This is a genomic window from Streptomyces sp. NBC_00354 (assembly GCF_036106915.1).
Lineage (GTDB): Bacteria > Actinomycetota > Actinomycetes > Streptomycetales > Streptomycetaceae > Streptomyces.
Window position 1 is genome coordinate 8,206,335 of the sequence record NZ_CP107983.1, and the last position, 20,675, is coordinate 8,227,009.

General features: G+C 70.0%; 16 protein-coding genes and 2 pseudogenes. 16 read left to right on the forward strand and 2 right to left on the reverse strand.

Annotation, left to right across the window (positions count from 1 at the left end):
- Positions 1 to 261: 261 nt before the first annotated feature.
- The 15 genes and pseudogenes from OHT74_RS37720 to OHT74_RS37790 all read left to right on the forward strand — a co-directional run bounded on the left by OHT74_RS37720 (position 262) and on the right by OHT74_RS37790 (position 18,078).
- Positions 262 to 1,389, forward strand: a complete 1,128-nt coding sequence (locus OHT74_RS37720; RefSeq protein ID WP_328622795.1) for a zinc-dependent alcohol dehydrogenase — start codon at positions 262 to 264, stop codon at positions 1,387 to 1,389.
- Positions 1,386 to 2,333, forward strand: coding sequence for an ROK family protein (locus OHT74_RS37725; RefSeq protein WP_328622796.1), 948 nt, complete (start codon positions 1,386 to 1,388; stop codon positions 2,331 to 2,333). Before OHT74_RS37720 ends, OHT74_RS37725 begins: the two co-directional genes overlap by 4 nt.
- Before the next feature lie 31 nt (positions 2,334 to 2,364).
- Complete coding sequence (locus tag OHT74_RS37730) at positions 2,365 to 3,366, forward strand: phosphotransferase family protein (protein WP_328622797.1); 1,002 nt, start codon at positions 2,365 to 2,367, stop codon at positions 3,364 to 3,366.
- 233 nt (positions 3,367 to 3,599) lie between these two features.
- A complete protein-coding gene (locus OHT74_RS37735) occupies positions 3,600 to 4,127 on the forward strand; it encodes a dioxygenase family protein (protein WP_328622798.1) in 528 nt (175 codons plus the stop codon).
- 102 nt (positions 4,128 to 4,229) lie between these two features.
- Positions 4,230 to 5,573 carry an aspartate aminotransferase family protein gene (locus tag OHT74_RS37740; protein ID WP_328622799.1) on the forward strand — a complete coding sequence of 448 codons (1,344 nt, stop codon included), beginning with the start codon at positions 4,230 to 4,232 and terminating at the stop codon, positions 5,571 to 5,573.
- Positions 5,570 to 6,526: an inositol monophosphatase family protein gene (locus OHT74_RS37745; RefSeq protein WP_328622800.1), complete on the forward strand. Its 957-nt coding sequence runs from the start codon at positions 5,570 to 5,572 to the stop codon at positions 6,524 to 6,526. The genes OHT74_RS37740 and OHT74_RS37745 overlap by 4 nt, the downstream gene beginning before the upstream one ends.
- Positions 6,527 to 6,531: 5 nt before the next feature.
- Positions 6,532 to 7,446 carry a diiron oxygenase gene (locus OHT74_RS37750; protein WP_328622801.1) on the forward strand — a complete coding sequence of 305 codons (915 nt, stop codon included), beginning with the start codon at positions 6,532 to 6,534 and terminating at the stop codon, positions 7,444 to 7,446.
- Positions 7,433 to 8,308, forward strand: coding sequence for a hypothetical protein (locus OHT74_RS37755; protein WP_267002444.1), 876 nt, complete (start codon positions 7,433 to 7,435; stop codon positions 8,306 to 8,308). Before OHT74_RS37750 ends, OHT74_RS37755 begins: the two co-directional genes overlap by 14 nt.
- Complete coding sequence (locus tag OHT74_RS37760) at positions 8,305 to 9,354, forward strand: NAD(P)H-dependent flavin oxidoreductase (RefSeq protein ID WP_328622802.1); 1,050 nt, start codon at positions 8,305 to 8,307, stop codon at positions 9,352 to 9,354. Before OHT74_RS37755 ends, OHT74_RS37760 begins: the two co-directional genes overlap by 4 nt.
- Before the next feature lie 2 nt (positions 9,355 to 9,356).
- Positions 9,357 to 9,590, forward strand: coding sequence for a phosphopantetheine-binding protein (locus tag OHT74_RS37765; protein ID WP_266671262.1), 234 nt, complete (start codon positions 9,357 to 9,359; stop codon positions 9,588 to 9,590).
- A 7-nt stretch (positions 9,591 to 9,597) separates the two neighbouring features.
- Positions 9,598 to 10,149: an MOSC domain-containing protein gene (locus OHT74_RS37770; protein ID WP_328622803.1), complete on the forward strand. Its 552-nt coding sequence runs from the start codon at positions 9,598 to 9,600 to the stop codon at positions 10,147 to 10,149.
- 245 nt (positions 10,150 to 10,394) lie between these two features.
- Positions 10,395 to 11,762: a hypothetical protein gene (locus OHT74_RS37775; protein ID WP_328622804.1), complete on the forward strand. Its 1,368-nt coding sequence runs from the start codon at positions 10,395 to 10,397 to the stop codon at positions 11,760 to 11,762.
- A 381-nt stretch (positions 11,763 to 12,143) separates the two neighbouring features.
- A pseudogene (locus OHT74_RS37780) lies at positions 12,144 to 12,314 on the forward strand (TetR family transcriptional regulator); the annotation flags it as partial.
- Between the two features lie 617 nt (positions 12,315 to 12,931).
- Complete coding sequence (locus OHT74_RS37785) at positions 12,932 to 13,627, forward strand: serine/threonine-protein kinase (RefSeq protein ID WP_443047640.1); 696 nt, start codon at positions 12,932 to 12,934, stop codon at positions 13,625 to 13,627.
- Between the two features lie 488 nt (positions 13,628 to 14,115).
- Complete coding sequence (locus tag OHT74_RS37790) at positions 14,116 to 18,078, forward strand: nSTAND1 domain-containing NTPase (RefSeq protein WP_328622805.1); 3,963 nt, start codon at positions 14,116 to 14,118, stop codon at positions 18,076 to 18,078.
- A gap of 419 nt (positions 18,079 to 18,497) precedes the next feature.
- On the opposite strand, the gene OHT74_RS37795 is transcribed toward OHT74_RS37790, so the two are convergent.
- Positions 18,498 to 18,863 carry a DUF4288 domain-containing protein gene (locus OHT74_RS37795; RefSeq protein WP_266671270.1) on the reverse strand — a complete coding sequence of 122 codons (366 nt, stop codon included), beginning with the start codon at positions 18,861 to 18,863 and terminating at the stop codon, positions 18,498 to 18,500.
- Between the two features lie 333 nt (positions 18,864 to 19,196).
- Positions 19,197 to 19,817, reverse strand: coding sequence for a hypothetical protein (locus tag OHT74_RS37800; protein ID WP_266671274.1), 621 nt, complete (start codon positions 19,815 to 19,817; stop codon positions 19,197 to 19,199).
- A gap of 326 nt (positions 19,818 to 20,143) precedes the next feature.
- Here OHT74_RS37800 and OHT74_RS37805 point away from each other — a divergent pair.
- Positions 20,144 to 20,674: pseudogene (locus tag OHT74_RS37805) on the forward strand (IS110 family transposase); the annotation flags it as partial.
- Position 20,675: the final 1 nt, after the last annotated feature.

Genomic DNA, 20,675 nt, shown 5'->3' on the forward strand with positions numbered 1-20,675 from the left:
ACACCTCCGTGGCTGATGTGGAGCAGGTGATGCCGGTCCGTACGGCCCCCGGATCTCAGCCTCGGGTGACAGATGAGGGCGACCGGACTTCTGGATTCTGGCGCGGCGGGTACGAGCCCTTGACCTGCCGACTCCGACTGTCGGGGAAGTCGTGGGGCCCAAGGCCCGGCCGGCCGCGGCCGCAAAGTGGCTCAGAGGTGTCGTATCCGGTCGCGTGCGGCTGCGCTAGCTTCGCAGTCCGAACGCTGATGGGGAGGTCTCGTGCGCGCTCTCGTCTATCTGGGTCCAGGATCCGCCGAACTGCAGGACAGGCCTGCCGCGCAGATCGTGAACGATGACGACGTGGTGGTGGCGATCGTCGGTACGGGGGTCTGCGGAACGGACCGTAAAATCCTGCTCGGGCGGTTCCCGGCCAGGCCGCACGTGGTGCTCGGGCACGAGTCGGTGGGTGTGGTGCGGGAGACCGGACCGCGGGTGCGATCGGTCGCGGTGGGGGACCGGGTCGTGGTCAACCCGACGCTGTACTGCGGCTGGTGCGTCCCGTGCCGCCGGGGAGCAACCAACTTCTGCCGTCACAAGGCAGGTACCGAGGTCGGCGTCGACCGGGACGGCACATACGCGGAGGCCGTGACCTTGCCGGAACGCTTCGTCGAGCAGGTTCCCGCCGGGCTGCCCTTCCGCAGCGCGGTCCTGATCGAGCCGCTCGCCTGCGTACTGAACAACGTCGAGGCCGCGTCCGTCACCTTCGCCGACACCGTGGTGGTGCTCGGAGCGGGCCCGATCGGGATGCTGACCGCGCTGGTCGCCGCCCGCCGAGCGCGCCGGGTCATCATCGCCGAACCGGACGACTACCGGCTGGAGCGGGCCCGCGGGCACTTCGCGCACGTGGTGGACGTGGCCGGAGCGGACCCGGCCGAAGCCGTGGCGAAGGCCTCGCAGGGCGAGCGCCCCTCCGTCGTCTTCGACACCACGGGAACCGGCCTGGACGCGGCGCTACGGCTGATCGACGACGGCGGCAGGGTGGTGCTGATGGGCTTCGACGACACCTACGCCGTGCCGCTGAGCCCGCTCCAGCTCACGAACCGGGGCATCCGGCTGATCGGCGCCGGGGACTACCGGGCCGACATCTTCCCGGTCGCGGTGGACCTGGCCGCCGAACTCGCCGGCCCACAACGAGGCGGCTCCGGCACCGGGCCACTGTTGGAGCGGCTGGTGACGCACGAGTTCCCGCTCGAACGATACGCCGAGGCCTTCACCGCGCTCGGCAGCCTCACCGGGGACGGCGGGGGCGGCGTCACCGGACGGCCGCCGCGCTACGACGCGCTCAAGGTCGTCATCCGCTCGCACTCCGGCCCGGCCGACGCCGATGGCTGGCCGGTGGAAGCGTGAGCGCGCCGCGGCTCGGGTCGATCGAGTCCGGCGGGACCAAGTTCGTCTGCCTCGTCGGCTCGGCCCCCGACCGGATCGAGGCCGAGATCCGGTTCCCGACCGGCGAGCCCGGCCCCACCTTGGCCCGGGCCATCGACTTCTTCCGGAAGGCCGCCGCCGAGACCGGACCGCTGGACGCGATCGGCATCGCGTCGTTCGGGCCCCTCGAACTGCGTCCGGACCACGCCAAGTTCGGACGTCTCGCCGCCACCCCGAAACCCGGCTGGTCGGGGGCGGACATCGCGGGGCCGGTCGCCGCCGCACTCAACGTGCCCGTGGGCATCGACACCGACGTCAATGGCGCGGCCCTCGGGGAGGGCCGCTGGGGTGCGGCGCGCGGCCTGGACACCTACGTATACCTCACCGTCGGCACCGGCATCGGCGGCGGTGCGGTCATCGGCGGCGAGGTGGTCAGGGGCTTGGTCCACACCGAGATGGGCCACCTCGCGGTGCCCCGGGTCGCGGGTGACGCCTTCCCCGGCTCCTGCCCCTTCCACGGCGACTGCTGGGAAGGGCTGGCGGGTGGTGAAGCGATGCACGCCCGGTGGGGGACCCCGGCCGAAGAATTGACCGGCGACGCCCTGCGCGAGGCGCTGCGGCTGGAGGCGGCCTACCTGGCTGCGGGGCTGCGCAACATCGTCTACACGACCGCGCCCCAACGGATCGTGATCGGCGGCGGCGTCGCGGAACTGCCCGGGCTGTTCCCGCTGCTCAGTGCCGAGCTGACATCGGCGCTGGCCGGATACCCGGGGCTGGCGGAGCATTCGGCCGGGGACTTTGTGGTCCCGGCACGGCTCGGCCGCCTCGCCGGACCGGCGGGCGGGCTGGTCCTGGCGGCGAGGGCGGCCGCCGCAGCGCGGCGGCGGCCGTCCGGCACTGGCCCATCGGGGGGAAGGGACGCATGAGGACGGCCTTGCGCCGGGCAGTATGTCCGATGTGACGCGCCCCGATCCGGTGGGCCTTCTCGACCCGGCCACCCACACCTGGCTGACCCGGCACGCATTGCCCGGCGCCCGGCTTCACGAGGTGGATCCGCTGCCCGGCGGGTTCACCAACGACATGGCCGTGCTCACAGCCCAGCCGGCCGACGCGCCGGGAACGGAGCGCTATGTGCTGCGCCGCTACCGGCCCAGCGCCAGCCGCGTTCCGCGCAACACCTGCGCGGTCGAGGTCGCGGTCCTCGGCCGGGCGGCTGCCCATACCGTCCCGGTGACCGCGGTGGTGGCGGCCGATCCGCACGGCCGGGCCACCGGCCGTCCCACCCTGCTCTACCGGTTCGTGGACGGGACACCGCTCAGTCAGGTACTCGAGGACGGCCCGGTGCCCGTCGAAGCACAGGCCCTGGGGCGGGCCGTCGGCGCGGTGCTGGCGCGGATCGGCCGGGTCAGCCTGCCCCGACCGGGCGTCTTCGGCGACTCTTCGCTGGTCCCCCCGCCCGATGGCGCGGCCCCGCTGGGCGACCTGCCCGGTTTCGTCGACCACTGTCTGGCCACAGCGGCCGCGGGCGGGCCGCTGAGCGGGACGGACAGGGCCGAACTGCGCGCCCAGGCCCGCCGTGGGCCCCGGGCCCTCGCCGCCGTGGCGGGGGAACGCAGCCTGGTGCACAGCGACTTCAACCCGAAGAACGTCCTCGTGCATCGGCGCGCGGGACAGTGGGCGGTGGCTGCCGTGCTCGACTGGGAGCTCGCCTTCAGCGGTTCCCCGCTCTTCGACGTCGGGAACATGCTGCGCTTCGCCCACGAGTACCCACCCGCCTTCACCGCGGGCTTCATCGAGGGCTTCAGGGGCGGGAACGGCCGGCTGCCCGCGGACTGGCTGCGGCTCAGCCGGACGCTCGACCTCTTCGCGCTCGCGGACATCCTCACGGCGCCGCCCGATCGGGCCTACTTCGTCCGCGCCCGGGCCGTGCTGCGCCGGTCCGCCGCCGACCGGTACTGACCGCGGTCGGACGAGCTGGCGTCACTGGCCCCACCGGCCCCACTTTCACATCCGACCCGCGCGCCGCTTCATTCCCAGGAGACAACTGCTGTCTGCGTGGAACGCGGGATCCGGGCAATAAGCGTCGATTAAATGGCGCAGAGGTGACGTATGGCCTTCTTCTCAACATCGGGAACGCCGGTTAGTCTGCTTGGATCGAAGCGTTGATTCCTTGATCAAGGGAGAATTCTGACGTGGAGAATGGAAGTCCGGAAAATGTCCTGAAGACGCTGACGCCGACGGTTCGCTGCAACGGGACGCCACCCACGCCCGCCCTGCGCGAAGGGCCGTACTACAAACCGGACACCCCTTTCAAGGCCAGCTTCCGGGACGACGTGGAAGGGGGCGTTCCGATGCTGCTTCACGGCGCCGTGCGCACCCCCGAGGGAAAGCCGATCGGCGGCACTCTCCTCGACTTCTGGCAGGTCGGAGCTGCCGGGATCTACGACGGCGACGGCTTTCGGCTGCGTGGCCACCAGTTCGCCGACGCTGAGGGGCGGTGGCGGCTGGAGACGGTGCTGCCCGCCATGTATCCGGGGCGGACGAGGCACGTGCACGTGAAGGTGCAGCCGCCCGGCGGGGTCGTGCTGACCACGATGCTGTATTTCCCCGGAGAGCGCCGAAACCATCTTGACAAGTATTTTCGGCCAGAATGCCTGATGGATGTGCGGGAGACGGCAGAAGGTTGGGACGCAGAGTTCACCTTCGTTCTGGACGTGTGAATCCAGCTTCCGTAATTCCGGAAGGAACCTCCAACTCGCGTCCCGGAGATATCGATATCCGCCGCCCGAAGTGTCTGCGGGACGGAAGTCGACAGGAGACTCATGGCCGACGTCACTGCGCAGAGCAATGCCCGGAATGATGCTCGGAGCGGTGCCCGTAGCGACGTCCTCGGCGATGCCCTGAGCTACGCACAGGAGCACCTCTACTATCCGGTCAGCGCGTACGAGATGGACCACGGCGAGGGCGTTCACCTTTACGACACCGACGGCAACGAGTACCTCGACTGCGCGTCCGGCACCTTCAACCTGAGCCTCGGCTACGGGCATCCAGAAGTGGTCAAGGCCATGCGCGACCAGGCAGAACGGCTCGTGCACACCACCTCGACCTTCCAGACGGCTCCCGTGAACGAACTGGTCCGGCGGCTGGTCGAGGTCACGCCGCCGAACCTGACCAAGGTGCACCTCAAGGTGTCGGGAGGCTCCACCGCCAACGAGGGCGCGGTCAAGATGGCGCAGCTCGCCACCGGCCGCCGCGACGTCATCACCCTGTTCCGCAGTCACCACGGCCAGACCATGATGACGACCACCATGTCGGGCGAGTCCTTCCGCAAGGCCCCATTTCCGCACCTGATGCCCGGTGTGCTCCAGGTCCCCGACCCCTACTGTCTGCGGTGCTTCTACCGTCAGGAGGGCCCCGACAGCTGCGGCATGCTGTGCGTCGAGCGCATCAACGACTTCCTCGACCACGCCAGTTCCGGCAGCGTCGCCTGCGTGGTCGTCGAACCGGTCTCCGGCAGCGGCGGCAACATCGTGCCCCCCGACGGCTATCTGCCCGCGCTGCGCGCCCTGTGCGACGAACGCGGCATCGTCCTCGTCTTCGACGAGATCCAGACAGGCATCGGCCGCGTCGGCAGGATGTTCGCCGCCGAGCACTACGGGGTCAGGCCCGACATCCTCACCACCGCCAAGGGTCTCGGCGGCTCCGGTGCGCAGGTCGCGGCCATCGTCGCCGACGAGCGGATGTCCGGCCTCAGCAGTGACCACCACTCCTTCACCTACGGCGGCAACGTGCTCGCCGCGGCCGCCGCGGCCACCACTCTCGACGTGATCAGCCGCCCCGGCTTCCTGGAGAACGTCCGGGAGGTCGGCGCCTACGTCATGGAGCGGCTGCGCGCGCTGGCCGCCCGGCACCCCGCCATCGTGGACGTGCGCGGCCTCGGCCTGATGATCGGGATCGAGATCGGCGACGACCAGGGCCGCCCGCACAGCGAACGGGCCCAGAACCTGGCCCGTCACGGCATGGACCACGGCCTGATCCTGCGCACCTCCCGCTACGGCCGGGGCAACGTTATCAAGATCAGGCCGCCGCTGATCCTCACCCGAGCCGAGGCCGATCTGCTGGGCGACCGGCTCGAAGCCCTCTTCGCCGCCGAGGCCGCGACATGACGCGCACCGGCTACGGGCCACCCTCGCCCGCCACAGCACTGCGGCCGTACGTGATCGGCCTCGCCGGAGCCGTCCGCGAGGCGGTACTCGCCGCCCAGCACCGGGCCGGCAGCCGCCTGGTCCGAGGGCACTCACCGGGCGGGGACGCCCAGTTCGGCCTCGACGAGGTCGCCGAGACGGCTGTATGGCAGTACATCACCGGCCGCGACCTGCCCGTCGCCGTCTACTCCGAGGACCGCGGTCTGCAGTACCACGGGACGGACCCCGCCCATCTGCTGGTCGTCGACCCCATCGACGGCACCCGGCCCGCAGTCGCCGGCCTCGAGTCGGCGACCGTCTCGGTCGCCGTCGCCCGTATGTCCCAGCGCCCGCGCATCGCGGACGTCGAGCACGGACTGCTGATGGAGCTGCGCACGGGCGCCTACCTCTACGCGGACCTGGCGACGCCCGGCATCACGGCGCACGGCTATGACCACCCCGTCCCGGCGCTGACCCGCACCACCGACCCCGCCCGGATGTTCTGGTCGCTGGAGTTCAACGGCCACCCGGCCCGTCTGATGACCGAGGCCTACGGCCACCTCATCGACCGCTCGGCCAACACCGGCGGGGTCTTCGTCTTCAACAGTGCCACCTGGTCCATCTCCCGGCTGCTCACCGGTCAGCTCGACGCCTACGTGGACATCGGCAACCGGCTGCTGCGCGACGACCCGGCGCTGCTGCCCGAGTTCGAACGCGCCGGCAACGGCAGGGTCCTGCACCTGTTCCCGTACGACATCGCGGCGGCCGTCTTCCTCGCGGAGCGGGCCGGGGCGATCATCACCGACGGCTACGGGCAGCCGCTCGGCGACACCGTCCTGACCGACCTGAGCATCACCAACCAGCGGTCCTGCCTGGCCGCGGCCACCCCCGAACTCCACCAGGCTCTGCTGTCGGCCGTCCGATGGAAGGAGTGACGCCCATGCGCCCCCCCAACACCCGGCCCGCCGCAGGAGCCGGCACCGCCACCGCCGACGACACCGAGTTCAAGGGCCTGCTCGACCGACTCTCCGAGAAGGCCACCGCGGACTACTACAACCCGTTCACCACCTTCGACTGGCCGCCCGCCATCCCGGGCGACGGCCTATGGATGTCCCCCGAACTGCTCTCCGTGCACGGAACCGAGCTGATGGATGAACTGAGCCACGCCCAAATCCAGGCCCTGAGCCGCTGGGAGAGCGTCAACTTCTACAGCCTCAACGTGCACGGCATCCGCGAACTCCTCATCGAGGTGACCCGGCGCATCCACACGCCCGGCTTCGAGCTCCCCTCTGAGTTCTTCCACCACTTCATCGGCGAGGAAAATGACCACATGTGGTTCTTCGCCACGTTCTGCCTCAAGTACGCGGCCAAGATCTACCCCGACAAGTCGATCAGACTGCCCGACGCCCCACAGGACCCGGACATCGAAAACTTCCTGGTATTCGCCCGGATCCTTGTCTTCGAGCAGATCGTCGACCACTACAACGTCCACCTCGCCGCCGACGACCGGCTGCACCCGACCATCCGCCAGATCAACCGGCTGCACCACCAGGACGAGTCCAGGCACATCGCCTTCGGCCGCCGGCTGGTGCAACTCCTGTGGCAACGACTCCTCGACAGCGGCCTGGACGAGGCGGCCCGGCACGAACTGCGCAGCTACCTCGGCCGCTACCTCACCACGAGCATGGAGTCCTTCTACAGCCCGGCCGTCTACCGCGACGCGGGTCTCCCGAACGGCTTCGCGCTGCGAGGACAGCTGCTGGCCCACCCCGCCCGACATGCCGCCCACGCCACGGTCCTGCACAAGACCACCGACTTCCTCAACCGCATCGGGGTATTCGATGGCCGTCACTGAACCCACGGCGACCGGGAACACCGGGTCCGCCTGGTCGGTCCGGGACGGACTGGCCAGCCTCGACGAGCCCGCCGTCCTGCTGAAGGGCGCACTCGACGCGGTGTTCACCCGCTGGGGCACCGAAGCCGGAGCCCGGCAGCAGAGCTACCCACCGCTGCTGCCGGCCGAAGAGCTGCGAACCCTCGACTACTTCCGCAACTTCCCGCACCTGGGCAGCACGGTGACCCGGATCCGCCCCGACCGGCTGGCCGCCCTGGGCGCACTCCCGCCCGGGGCCACCGCACTGCCCGCGGCCGATCTTGCCGACGCCACCCACCTGCTGCCCTCCGCCGCCTGCTACGGCTGCTTCCTCCACCTCACCGGCACCAGCGCCGACACTCCCGTGCTGATCACCACCGTCGCCCAGTGCTTCCGCAACGAGGACCACCACGACGGGCTGCGCAGGCTGTGGGGGTTCACCATGCGGGAGATCGTGTGCATCGGCTCCGCCGAAGCCGTACGGGCCCACCTAGACCGGCACCGGGAGCGGATCGCCGCCTTCGGCGCGGCCCTCGGCCTCACCCTGGACCGGCAGCCCGCCACCGACCCGTTCTTCCAGAAGGACGGCGCCCGCACCCTCATGCAGATGCTGGCCCCGGTCAAGGACGAGTACCTGCACACCGACGGCACCGCCGTCGCCTCCACCAACAACCACCGCAACTTCTTCGGCGAGCGCCGAGGCATTCGCCACGCCGGCCGCCCGGCCTTCACCGGCTGCGTCGCCTTCGGCCTGGAACGCTGGGTGCACGCCCTGGGCGACCTCTTCGAAGGGGACCTGGCCGCCGCCCTCCACGCGGTACGGCAGGCGGGAAGGTACTCGTGACCCGGCTGGCCGCCCTGCTCGGGCTCGAACTGCCCCTGCTGCAAGCCGGAATGGGCGCCGTCGCCGGCCCCGCCCTGTGCGCCGAGGTGTCCCGGGCCGGAGCGGGCGGCACCCTTGCCCTGTACAAGGAACCGCCGGCGCGGGCCGCCCGCCTGGTCCGGGAGGTGGCGGCCGCCACCAGCCTCCCGTTCGGGGTGAATGTGGTTCCCGAGGTCGTAGGGCCGGCCTCCTGCCTGGACCAGCTCCGAGCCGTCCTGCACGAGCTGCCGCAGGGCAGCTTCGTCACCTCCTTCGGGCTGCCCGACCCCGACGCGGCCCGGGCCGTGCAGGACGCCGGCCACCCGTTGGTCATACAGATAGGCACCCCCGAAGACGCGGACACCGCCCTCGGGCAAGGTGCGGCCGCCCTGGTCCTCCAGGGCACCGAAGCCGGCGGCCACCTGCTGGGCCGGCTGCCTGGACACCTCCTGCTGGCCGCAGTCCGGGCCCGCCACCCGCACGCTGTCCTGGCCGTCGCCGGCGGGATCGCGACCGGCAGCGACCTCGCGGACACCGTGGCGCGCGGCGCGGACGGCGCGATGGCCGGAACCCTGTTCGTCCCGGCCGCGGAATCCACCGCGCACCCGCAGTTCAAACGGCGAGTGATCGAGGCCGTGGCCGACGACACCCTCATCACCTCCCTCTTCGACATCGGCTGGCCGCAACGCCGACACCGCGTCCTGCGCAACCCCCTCACCGCCGCCGCGGACCGTGCCCCGGCCACCTTCATCGCCACCACCCGGGTGGACGGCAGAGAGCACCCGGTACCGCGCTACAGCGCGGCGGCCCCGAGTGACGGCACCACCGGCCGCATCGAGGAAATGGCCATGTACTGCGGCCGGTCCTGCAGCGGCGTCACCGCCGCGCGCACGGCCGCCGAAACCGTCGCCCAGATCCGTTGGGAGTACGAGAACGCCCGCCGGCCCCCTGGGGCCTGCCCCGGCTCCGCGGCCAACGCCGCGCGCACGAACACGTTCCAACGGCTGTACCCGAGCCAGGAGAGGTGACCATGGACGACGCGATCAAGCCAGTCGTGGACTGGCTGCTCGAACGCAACCCCGGTCTCGAAGACATCCCGGACGACCTCGACCTGATCGAGAACCGGCTGATCGACTCGCTCGCCTTCATGGAATTCATCCTGCTGCTGGAAGACCTGATCGGCCGAGAGCTGCACCTCGACCAGATCGACGTGAACCAGTTCCGCACCCTCCGCTCCCTCACAGACCACTTCCTCAAGGGGTGAACCGTCCATGGCGCATACCCCGCCACCACCCGGACCGGGCCGGATCGCCTCCCTGCACCTCGCCGCGCGCACCGGCGAGCCCACCTTCCGAGTCGACCAGGCCCAGGCGGTCACCGGCCGCGGCCTGGTGGGAGACCGCAACTACTGGGCAGGCGAGGCTCCCCGGCCCCGGCGCCGGGGGACCGGCCGGGCGTCCGGGGTCTGCGACGTCACCCTCATCGAGAGCGAGGTCCTCGAAGCCCTGGCCCACGAGCACGGCATCACGCTCACTCCCGCCGAATGCCGCCGCAACCTCGTCTGCCGCGACATTCGCCTCAACCCCCTGGTGGACCAGGAGTTCCGGATCAGCGGGGTAATCCTGCGCGGCCTCAAACTCAGCGAACCCTGCGCACGCCTGGAACAGTTGGCCCGCCCCGGCCTGATTCGCGGCCTCCTGCACCGCGGCGGACTGCGGGCCGAGGTGATCCGCGGTGGAACGATCCGGACGGGCGACCGGATCCTCCCCCTGTCGCACGACGCGCCACCGCTCCTGCCACCCGCGCCGGCCGGCCTTCCCTGAGGACACCACAGGCGCCACCCGGCCCAGCGGCGCGATCACTGACCGCAGGCGGCCGAACGGCCACGTGCCCGCACCGGAGCGCCCGGTGAAACGTGAGAGGAGCCCGCAGAGCGGTGCACACCCGGCCGGCAGCGGGCCGTAAACGTTCACGTCCCAGGTCGGGACGGTCGCCGCGCGGCGCGCGGAGGGCAGTCTGTCGGCCCGTGGGCCCAGCAGACAGGAAGACAGGAAGACAGGAAGACAGGATGGCAATCGAATACACCCCCACTGGGCGGGAAACCGGCACGACACCGGAGTTCGGCGCGGAGGCCCCGTCAGCGAAAGCGGAGGAGCGCGCGGAACGGGTGGGCGAGGAGCTCATCGCCATAGGGGCCGAAGTCTCCTTGCGCCAGCTGGGGTGGGGTTTCGCCCTCCGCCTCAACCAGCGGGCCGCCGACCGCCTTGAGCACCCCGACGGCACCGAGCCCGACCACCGGTTCCCCAGCCTGGTGGCGGAGGCACTTGCCGGGTCCCTCCCCGCGACCCTCGCCGAAGCCGTCGGCGCGGGGCTGGCCGGACGCGCAGAACGGCTCCGGGCGACCGCCCGGGGCGCAGGGTGCGAGCTGCACTCGCCGTGGGCCGCGCCCACCCTCCTCGCCCCGATGGCCCTCGACGCACCGCCTCGCGAGACCGGCCTGTGGTTCAGTGTGTTCGAACCAGGCGCAGGCTGGGGAGCCGACACGCAGTTCACAGCCCGCTACGCCTCCGAAACGCCCGCCCTGGCCGTCTTCCGAGACGACCTGTACTGCGTTTACCAAGGCCAGGGCGATGACCCCGGCCTGTGGTGGACCGCGCACCACGCGGACGGCAGCTGGTCCGACGACCAGCCGTTCCCCGCCCACCACACCCTGGGCGCCCCAGCACTGGCCGTGTTCCGGGACCGGTTGTACTGCGCGCACCGCGGGGGCTCGGGCGACTGGGCCATGGCGCTGACCTCGTTCGACGGTGATACCTGGACGCCGGACCGGCCGGTCCCGTACGCCGAGAGCGTCTACGGCCCGGCCCTGGCCGTCTTCCGCGACTCCCTTTACCTCGCCTACGCCGACGCCGCCCAGCGGATCATGGTCACCACCAGCCGGGACGGCCGAAGCTGGACGGCTCCCGAAGCCGTCCCCGGCTCCTCCACCACGAGGTCCCCGGCACTTGCCGTGTACGACGGCGCCCTGCACCTTGTGCACGGCAACCCGAAGGACGGGGCGATCCACTGGGCCCGACTGCACGGCACCACCTGGACCTCCGAAGGCGCGCTGCCCGGGCACCGTACCCGGAGCAACATCGGCCTCGCCGTCTTCGACGGCAGGCTGATGTGCGTCCACCGCGACCCCGCCCGCCAGCAGCTGTGGTGGTCCGCCTTCGACGGCGCCGGGTGGAGCACGGACACGGAGATCCCGGGACACAGCAGCAAGTACGGTCCGGCCCTGGCCGTATACCGAGACCGGACCGGTATCCGCGACCAGCTTCTCTGCGTCCACCGGGGCCACGCCCAGCGCTTCGTCACCGCGACAGGGGAGGTACTGACCGACGAGGACCCGGCGGGGCTACACGAACTCGACGATCCGGGCTCTGCCGACTGAATACGAGCTCGCGGTCCGGTGCCCTGATCGCCACCACCGTCATCGCGGTCAAGGACAGCCGCAAAGCCCGGCGGTCGCCTGGGCCCGCTGTCCCATCGGCTGGACCACATGGTCTCGCGGTGTGCTGCCGGCGATCTGTTCGGGTACATCCGGGAACCGGGGGTACATCTGGTCGAGCGTCTCCAACCTGGCCGTGCCGAGGGCGTCGGCGGAGCTGCGGGACGGCGGTCCCCCTTCCATGGCCTGCTGCCGGTGCGATGAGGCCGGCGGCGGGGAGGGGTTGGGGCGTCACGCTCCGGCTGCGCTCAGATCGGAACGTTGTTCCGTTTATTATGCGGAACGGTGTTTCCGTTTAGCCAACCGCTATCAAAGGGAGACGTGCTGCCCACTGCGAGCGAGCTCAGGGGGGTGCCGGTCCGATGCCGGCGGGCCGACGCGCTACGCAACCAGCAGACGTTGCTCGAGGATGCCGCCGCGGTGTTCGTCTCCTCCGGCGTCGACGCGCCGATCAGTGAGATCGCCGCCCGGGCCGGCGTCGGGCTGGGGACGATCTGCTTCTTCAGCAGCATCCGGGCCGCGACCAGCTTCTCCTTCTCGATGCTCTGCCAGTGCGGGTGGTCGACCACGGCCCCTGCCAGCTCCCGCAGCCGGGCCCGGATCGCCTCTGCCTCGCAGACCCGGGTGAACGCTGCGTTGTCCTGCCGCCGGTGACCGGCCGTGCCCGCCCCGTCGAAGAGGATCTGCGCGGCCAGGCCGGGGGTGGCGCCGAGGGCGAGTAGACGAAGGTAGTCCGCCCGCGCCACGACTCCGGCGGCGCCCATCTGGTCGGGGGCGGTGCCCGCCAAGGCCAGCGCGAGGGTGGTATCGGTACGTGTCGCGGTGAACATCACGTTCACCGCGACACCCGCGGCCTGCGCAGCGGCTGCGACGTCGCGGCCGTTGCGCAGGTGGCCAGAACAGGGCCGAAGGCTTCCGGGCTGGCAGGGGATCGGGCATGAGGGCACCCGAGGCAGCCGGGATCCCAGTGCCCCGGTGTCAGGCCGGGGGCCACCCCCGGTCGCGGGGCTGGCCGGCCTCGGCGCCCAACTCGGCGCTCGGGTGCTTGCCGAGGAGGTCACCGCCGGGCAGATGAACCGGGGTTACACCTGGCCCGGTCCCCGCGGGGGCGGATGGTGGCGGTGAAGGCCGTCCGCGCCGAGCTGGCGGCGGCCCCGGATTTCCGGCGCCGCTTCGCCAAAGAGGCCGCTGTGGCCCGGCAGGTCGGCGGGGAGTGGACGGCTGCCGTGCTGGCAGCCGACCCGGACGCGGCACTGCCCTGGGTTGCGGCGGCCTACGTCGCCGGGCCGACCCTGCAGCAGGTGGTGGTGGAGCAGCACGGGCCGCGGCCGGAGTATTCGGTGCGTGGTCTGGCCTCCGGGTTGTGCCGGGCGCTGGATGACATCCACGCTGCCGGGCTGGTCCATCGTGACCTGAAGCCGTCGAACGTCATGGTGACCATCGAGGGCCCGAAAGTGATCGACTTCGGTATCGCCCGCGCCCTGGACTCCACCACCGGCGGCCTGACCAGCGCCGGGGTGGTGGTCGGCTCGCCAGGGTTCATGTCACCGGAGCAGATCCGCGGCGAGAGCCTGACCGAGGCGAGCAACATCTTCTCGCTCGGCGCGGTGCTCGCCTTCGCCGCCTCCGGGCGGCTCCCGTTGGGACGGCCCAATGATTCCTGGCGCCGATGTCGGCGGCCAATAGGTCGTCGCGCGATTGTAGGTCTCCGGCAGCTGCCAGACGGGCGGCGGTACAACGTTAAAGGGCCTGCGTGCCGCAACGGCAAAAATTGCGAGGTCCTGGCGGCGAGTACCAGGTGTGGGTGAAGGCTCGTCTGGCACTGAACCGCTGGGCCGTGTGATGCGGATGTGTCGAGCTGGGTCTCCTGCGGATCACAGCTGTGCTTCTCTGCAACTGGTGCTTCGGTAGGTCGAGTTGTGTAGGCCGGTCGTGCCGATGATGCTGGCCTGAGGCATATCAGGGGACAGGTTGAATACGGGGGAGTTCATGGCCGCTGTGCGGGGGAGCGACGTGCTGGAGGCGTCACAGGTGCGGGTCTGCTCGACCGAGGGCGAGGTGGTCGGTGCCGGGTTTCTCGTTGCCGCCGATGTGGTGTGCACCTGTGCCCACGTTGTGGCCCAAGTACTCGGAGTTCCGGACAGTGGGCAGGAGGCGCCGGGCGGGCCAGTGGATCTCGATTTTCCGCTGCTGGAAGGTCGCCCTAAGGTGCGGGCGACCGTGGTGTCGTGGCGGCGCGGGGGGGCAGGATGTCGCTCTCCTGAGACTGGAGGCGGCCGTCGAGGGTGCGCGCCCGGTGCAACTGGTCGACGGGACCGGCATATGGGGCCATACGTTCCGGGCGCTGGGCTATCCGGGCGGCGCCGATCGCGGGGTGTGGGCCTCTGGCACCTTGCGGGCCGGGCAGGGGTCGGGCTGGGTGCAGATGGAGGTACACGGGCCGGGACCGCGGATCTCGGGAGGATTCAGCGGGTCGCCGGTCTGGGACGACATACAGGACGGCGTCGTTGGGATGACGGTCGCCGCGCACGTGGGCGAGCGCACCGCATACCTGCTGCCGTCGGCCGAGCTGGTCGACGAGGAGACGCTGCGGTCGCGCTGCCCGTTCCAGGGCCTCGCACCCTTCTCGGAGGACGACGCGGAGTTCTTTCACGGCCGGGAAAGTGACATCGCGCGTGTGTACGCGGCCGTCCGAAGGCGGCCGGTGACGCTGGTCGCGGGGCCCTCAGGGTGCGGGAAGTCGTCGCTCGTAGGGGCGGGGGTGCTGCCCCGGCTGCGCTCCGGGGGGATGAGTGTCACCGAGCTACGACCCGTACCCGGTGCACGGGCGTCCGCGGTGCTGGCTAGGGTGCTGACGGGTGTTCTGGAGCCGGGGCTCGGCGAGATCGAGCGGCTCGCCAAGGCCGAGAAACTGGCAAGGCTCCTGGATGCGGGGGACGGTGTCCCGGCCGAATTGCGGAGCAGGATTCTTGCCCGTGGTGAGGGAGCCGGGCATGTTCTTTTCGTCGACCAGTTCGAGGAGTACGCGGGTGCTGAAGCCGCTGAGGCCCGCGACCTGTTAGGGCTGCTTGCCGCGCTGGCGGGCAAGGACGGCGCAGCGGTGCTGCGAGTCGTCGCGACCGCGCGGCCCGATTCGCTCGACGTGCTGGTGACAGCTGAAACGTCCGATCTGGTCAGCGACGCCGTGGAGTTCCTGGCTCCGCTGCCCGCCGAGGGCCTGGCGCAAGCAGTGACCGCGCCCGTCGATGACATACCGGGGCTGTGGTTCGAGCCAGGGCTGCCGGAACGGATCGTTACGGATGCGGGCGACGAGCCCGGCCGGATGACCCTGGTCCAGTTCGCCCTGACCGAACTGTGGAAGCGTCGCAGCCGGTCGATGCTGACTCACGCCGCGTACGACGAGCTGGGCGGGGTGGCAGGGGCACTGGTCGGATATGCGGACGACACGATCGACGGGCTGACGCCTTCCCAGCGAGAACGAGCCCGGCGACTGTTCGTGCAACTGGCCCGCCCGGACGGGGACGCCTTTCTCCGCCGCCCCACCCGTGCCGCCGACCTGGCTCCCGAACTCATCGAACTGGCGAGGAAGCTGGCACCGAGCAAGCTCGTTGTCCTCTCCCGGGGCCCAGGCGGTACTGAGGAGATAGTCGATCTGGCGCACGAGGCGCTGACCCGACTCTGGCCTCGCCTCCAGCGCTGGCTGGCCAACTCCCGGGACTTCCGCGCCTGGCAGGAACAGCTGCGCGCCGACCTGCGGCGGTGGCAGGCACAGCAGATGGAGTCACCCCGGCTGTTGAGTGGTACCGATCTCGCGGAAGCCGCCCGCCGACTGGCCGCGCATCCTGACGACGTATCCGCCGACGAGCGCGGATACGTGCTGCTGAGCCTGCGCCACTCCCGGCGCGGCGCCCGCATCAAGCAGGCCGCCGTCGGGACACTGGCCGTTCTTGCCGTGCTAGCCCTCGTACTGGCATGGTCCACCGTGCAGAGCCTTCGGGAGACCGAAGCGACGCTGCGAATCCAGGCCGCGGCGCTGCTGGCCCAAGCCGCAGAGGACACCCCCGACGACAACCCGGCCACGGCGCTCCAGCTGGCCCTGGCCGCATGGAACATCCAGCAGACCCCGAAGACCCGCGATGCGCTGATGCACCAGTACGCGCGGGACCAGTACCTCGTAGGCGCCTATCCGTCCGTGTGGAAGGGCCGGTTCGAGGGAATGGACGCCACTTCGGACGGCCGCACTCTAGTGGTGGCGTCGAAGCCGTCGGGCGGCAATGTATTCGCGTTCACCGTCGTCGCGGGCGCCCTCGAAGGAAAGATCCGGACCTCTGAACTCGGTGGAGTCCCCGCCGGCGGTCTGGTGAGCGCCCTCAGCCCGGACGGCAGCCTCTTCGCTTTGGCCGCGGAGGACGCGGTTCGGCTGTGGCGGTTGAACGACAGGGAGGGGCGGGATCCCATCGTCCTGAACCGCGGGGAACATGAAATCGCCAAAGAGACCGGAGGGACCCTGGACTTCAGCAGCGACGGGGAGCGGCTGCTGCTGACCATGGACGACCGCTCCGAGGAGTGCAAGAACGACGCCGGGCGGTGTGTTCCGGCTTTCGCCGAAGCATGGGAAGTGCCCTCCGGTGACCGACTGCCCGTCGCGGACAGTCTCGTGGCCGGCTACAGGGTGGACCAGGCGGCCTTCACCACGGACCCAGGCACGGTGGCAGTGACCCATTGGAAAGGGTCCGCACGACAGATCGAGGTCAAGGAGCTTACCACCGGCCGCCAGCTCTACGGTCCGGGCTCGGTGCCCGGAGACTTGTCCTCCGCCCACGAGGCTCTCCGAGCCGGAGGCGAAGTCGCGATCTCGTGGACCGGCGGAGAGGCATACACCCAGGCACTCGGCCGCGCGCCCGGCCCGCGCATCGCAATTCCCGCCGTCAACACGCTCGCCGCTGACGATGCCACGGGGAACTACAGCGTCGAGGGCACTAATGGGGTCGGGGAGGTCAAGGACGGTGGGTATGTCGAGTCGATCCTGGCCGACGTGCGTACAGGGCAGGCCTATCGCACACGCCTGCCCACCTCGGGAGACATCGGCGACGAACGCGCGACGGCTGCGGCAGTGCCGCAGCCGGACGGCGGGCTCACCGTTCTCGTACCCGTCGGTACGACACTGATGGCAGTGCGGGCAGAGGCGTCGGGACACGAACGGTTCCAGACCGGCAACGGTAGGGACGGAAGGTTCGCGCTGTCGCCCGACGGGAGCTCCGTCGCCAGGGTCAGCGACCACACCCTGGAGATCCTGGACGCCTCCCGCACACTCCTGCGGTCCCTAGTGATTCCGGTCGAGGAGCAGACCGGCGATTGGATGATCACGTGGACCGCCGACTCGCAGTCGGTCGTCGTGTGGGGGCGTAAGACCGGCCTCCACCGCTCCTATGCGGCGTCCGACCTCGGCCGGAGTATGCCGCTCCCTCAGGAGGCACAGAAGGGGGAGAAGATCGACAGCGTCGTAGGAGTGCAGGGCAGCGAGATCGTCCTGGTGACCGAAAAGGGCACGCTGGCGCGGCTCGATGCCGCCCGCGGGACCGTCCTCAGTCAGCCCTTTCTCGCCCACCCCGGACCCAACTCCAACGGTCCTTTCGGCGACATCTTCAAGTACGGCCAGCTCATGGCCCGTCCCGGACACCCCGGACAGGTCGCCGTCGTCACCAGGGCAGGAGGCGGTCGTGGCGAGATCCTGCTGTGGGACGTCCGCGCCCCGGAGCGGGTCGCGACGCTGACGGGCCCCGCCATCAGCTTTCCGTTCACGGAGGATTCGCTCGGCAGCGGGCTCGTCTTCTCCCCTGACGGCTCGCGGCTCGCCGTACAGAACTCTGACGGAAAGGTGCGCGTGTGGGACGTCGACCGCCAGGAACGGCTGCGGGAAGAGGCACCCGACCCGACCGGGACGCATCTGATCGGGTTCACGCCGGACGGCAGGTTGCTCACCTACCTGGACGGACTGGTCAAGGTCCACGACCTGGCGAACGGCTCCTTCGTCACACTGGCGACGACAGAGTGGAAGACCGAGGAGATCACCGACACCACGACGCAGATCACCCGGGACCACCAACTGGTGATCGACAACGGTGAAGGGCGCCGGGCCTTCAACCTTCGCCCCGAAGCTCAGTTCCGCACGCTCTGCGCCGGCGCCGGACGCGACTACACGAAAGACGAACGCAAACTCCTCCCGAAGGGGACCCCGTCCGAGCCGCCCTGCTCCTGAACGTCCCATCGCGTGACGAGTGGCTCACCGAGCTCCAACTGCCATGAGTCGTTCGCCCAGGTGAGCGGCCCCGGGCAAGCCCTTTTCGGACAACGACACCTCTAGTTCGATAGCCGAGGGGAAGAGGCCATCAGAGCCGGGCCGGGGAGTCAGGCCGGTTGCGCCCGGAGGCCGGCGAGCGGGGAGCGCCGCCCCTTGCCGACCGAACGCAGCTGCGCCCAGTCGACCTGGTCGGGGTTGAGGGAGCTGTACCGGCGGTGGTCGCTGAGGTCACCCAGTGCAGCTGCGGATCTGCAGTCAGTTGTCACTGGAGGCGGTGCAGTGTCGTTCGTGCCGGTGACGAGCTCGGCGTGGCGGCGCCGGTGACGGGTTGGCTGTCGGCGACGGGTGAAAAGTGGACCAGACGAGGCGGCGCCAGCTCACACCGAGTTGGTGGGCTTGGACGCTGTCGGCTGAAAGACGAAGTCCATCGGAAACGGGTTCGGAACTATGTCCTCGGACCAAAGGCAGGCGACTTCGACGCCGTCGTCGATGACGTCCAGCATGTCCAGTGCTTCCACCTCCACCATGGCGATCCTGGCCGTTTCGCCCTCCGCGTTGGCGTAGACCTTCTCTTCCCGGCGCCCTCGGGCCAGCGCCATCTGCAAGCCAGTCGCGTAGTCGTCGGCTTGGATCAGGAACACCGATACCGAATACAGGAGGACGTTGCTGCCACTTGCCATGTGTGCGAAGCGGATGCGGCAGCTGAACCAACTGTGGCCGGAAGCGGGGTCTGTAGAGATCACGAGGGAACCCTAGTGCCGCGCTCGTCTGTGGTCAGAGCAATATTCGAGGGTTCTGAGTTCAGCGCTCGCTCTGGTGTTTGAGGTGGCCTTGGCGGTGTTGCGGCTCCGCTTGGTGCGGCCGGATTCGGTGAGGACTTGGACGGCCTCGGTGCTCCCTTCGGCGGCGGTCTTGAGTTGGAGCCAGTTGGACGACGCGAGCAGGTCGTCCGGGGTGCCAGGGCAGCTTGAGCGCGACGGCGCGGAAGAGCGACCACTCCCGCAGGCGCCGGGCCAGGAAGGGATAACCGATCACGGCCTGGGTCATCGCCTGTTCCCACCTCTCGCCGCTGACGGCTACGGCAGACCCACCAGCCCCCAACCGCGGCGCGCGGCCTCCGTGGTCACGTCGCCCCACTCACGCAGAAGCGCGGTGAAGTCCTCGAAGGTGTCCGGGCGGCCTGCCCAGCCCTCGCACTCGGCGGCGAACGGTTCCCGCAACTCCTCGAGGTGGGACTCCACCCGCACCCAGGCGCGGGCCTTGCCGGCTATTGCCTCGGGCGGGCACACCAGAAGGACACGCGGGTGCCAGCGGTCGGTGGCCGGAGGGAAGAACCCTCCGCCGCCAGTCAGCGCGGGATCGTCGGCCGGATCCGCATCCCAGATCAGACCGATGAGAAAGGTGTCCATCGCCTCGCGCACGGATGCGTCGACGAGGAGGCGCATGTCGGCCCATGCATCCCCGGCGCGGGCATGCGGGCGATAGGAGCCGGTGGTAGTGAAGAAGCCGTACTCGACACACCACGCAGAACCCCGATCCGGGGGCCACAACCAGCCGTCGGCCCGCCCACACCCCTCGTACTCGCCGTCGAGCTCCCGTGACCCGGTCGCGTCGTCCAGTGCTTGGACCCGGCTCTCAACGGGGACGGCACTCAGGTACTTCCAGTCCGCCATGAACAGCGTGAGATCCAAACCCATGGAGGCAGCATAGGCAGACCCCGAACACCAAGCCGAGGAGGGCCAGCGCTCCCGAGATTGACGGCGTGCCAGGATTCCATCGCACACCAACTGTGGGACTCAAAGGGCCAGCTGAACTGCTCAGGTGCCCGTAGGAATGCTCAGTCGCACCGGCGGTGACTGAGCGCCTCAGCGGGCGGGATCCGCCGTCTGAAGCGCTCCTTACCTTGTTGGCGGGTTGATTCCGGTCCTCCGTGCGATCGGGAGACCCAGGGGCCTGGGTGTGGCTGAAGGCGCGCATGCCGTACGTGTGGCTTTGACTGATAGGCCGCGCGAGGGAGGTTCGGGTGCCCGGGCTCTGGGCGGGGACGGATGCCGGGAAGGCCGCGCATCACTGCACGGTGAGCGACACGGACGGGACGAAGGTGCTCTCGCGCCGGGTGCCCAACAACGAGCCCGAGCTGCTGGAGCTGAGAGGCAACGTCCTCGCACTGGCTGAGGATGACCCGGTGACCTGGGCAGTCGACCTGAACGCGGGCGGAGCCGCCCTGCTGATCGCATTGCTCACCAGTCACGGCCAACGGCTTCTCCGTATTCCTGGCAGCACCGTTCACCATGCCTCCCACGGCTACCGAGGGGACGGCAAGACCGACGCCCAGGACGCCTACGTCATCGCCGACCAGGCACGGATGCGCCGGGGCCTGCAGCCTCTGCAGGACTGGGACGAGATCGCGGTGGACCTGAAGAACCGCAAAGGGCGCGGCACCCAGGCCCCGGCGGGCACCGCCGTCGCCGCGGCGCATGCCCAGCACACCACTGTGGTCGGAGAGACCACGGCCGCAGCTGTGGTCCGTACCCTGGCCAAGGCCGTACTGGCGT

Bases quoted from the DNA above. Each gene is read 5' to 3' on its own strand.
- OHT74_RS37745 (WP_328622800.1), top strand. From the start codon at position 5,570: ATGACGCGCACCGGCTACGGGCCACCCTCGCCCGCCACAGCACTGCGG.
- OHT74_RS37775 (WP_328622804.1), top strand. From the start codon at position 10,395: ATGGCAATCGAATACACCCCCACTGGGCGGGAAACCGGCACGACACCG.
- OHT74_RS37740 (WP_328622799.1), top strand. From the start codon at position 4,230: ATGGCCGACGTCACTGCGCAGAGCAATGCCCGGAATGATGCTCGGAGC.
- OHT74_RS37765 (WP_266671262.1), top strand. From the start codon at position 9,357: ATGGACGACGCGATCAAGCCAGTCGTGGACTGGCTGCTCGAACGCAAC.
- OHT74_RS37755 (WP_267002444.1), top strand. From the start codon at position 7,433: ATGGCCGTCACTGAACCCACGGCGACCGGGAACACCGGGTCCGCCTGG.
- OHT74_RS37800 (WP_266671274.1), bottom strand. From the start codon at position 19,817: ATGGGTTTGGATCTCACGCTGTTCATGGCGGACTGGAAGTACCTGAGT.
- OHT74_RS37785 (WP_443047640.1), top strand. From the start codon at position 12,932: ATGGTGGCGGTGAAGGCCGTCCGCGCCGAGCTGGCGGCGGCCCCGGAT.
- OHT74_RS37770 (WP_328622803.1), top strand. From the start codon at position 9,598: ATGGCGCATACCCCGCCACCACCCGGACCGGGCCGGATCGCCTCCCTG.
- OHT74_RS37750 (WP_328622801.1), top strand. From the start codon at position 6,532: ATGCGCCCCCCCAACACCCGGCCCGCCGCAGGAGCCGGCACCGCCACC.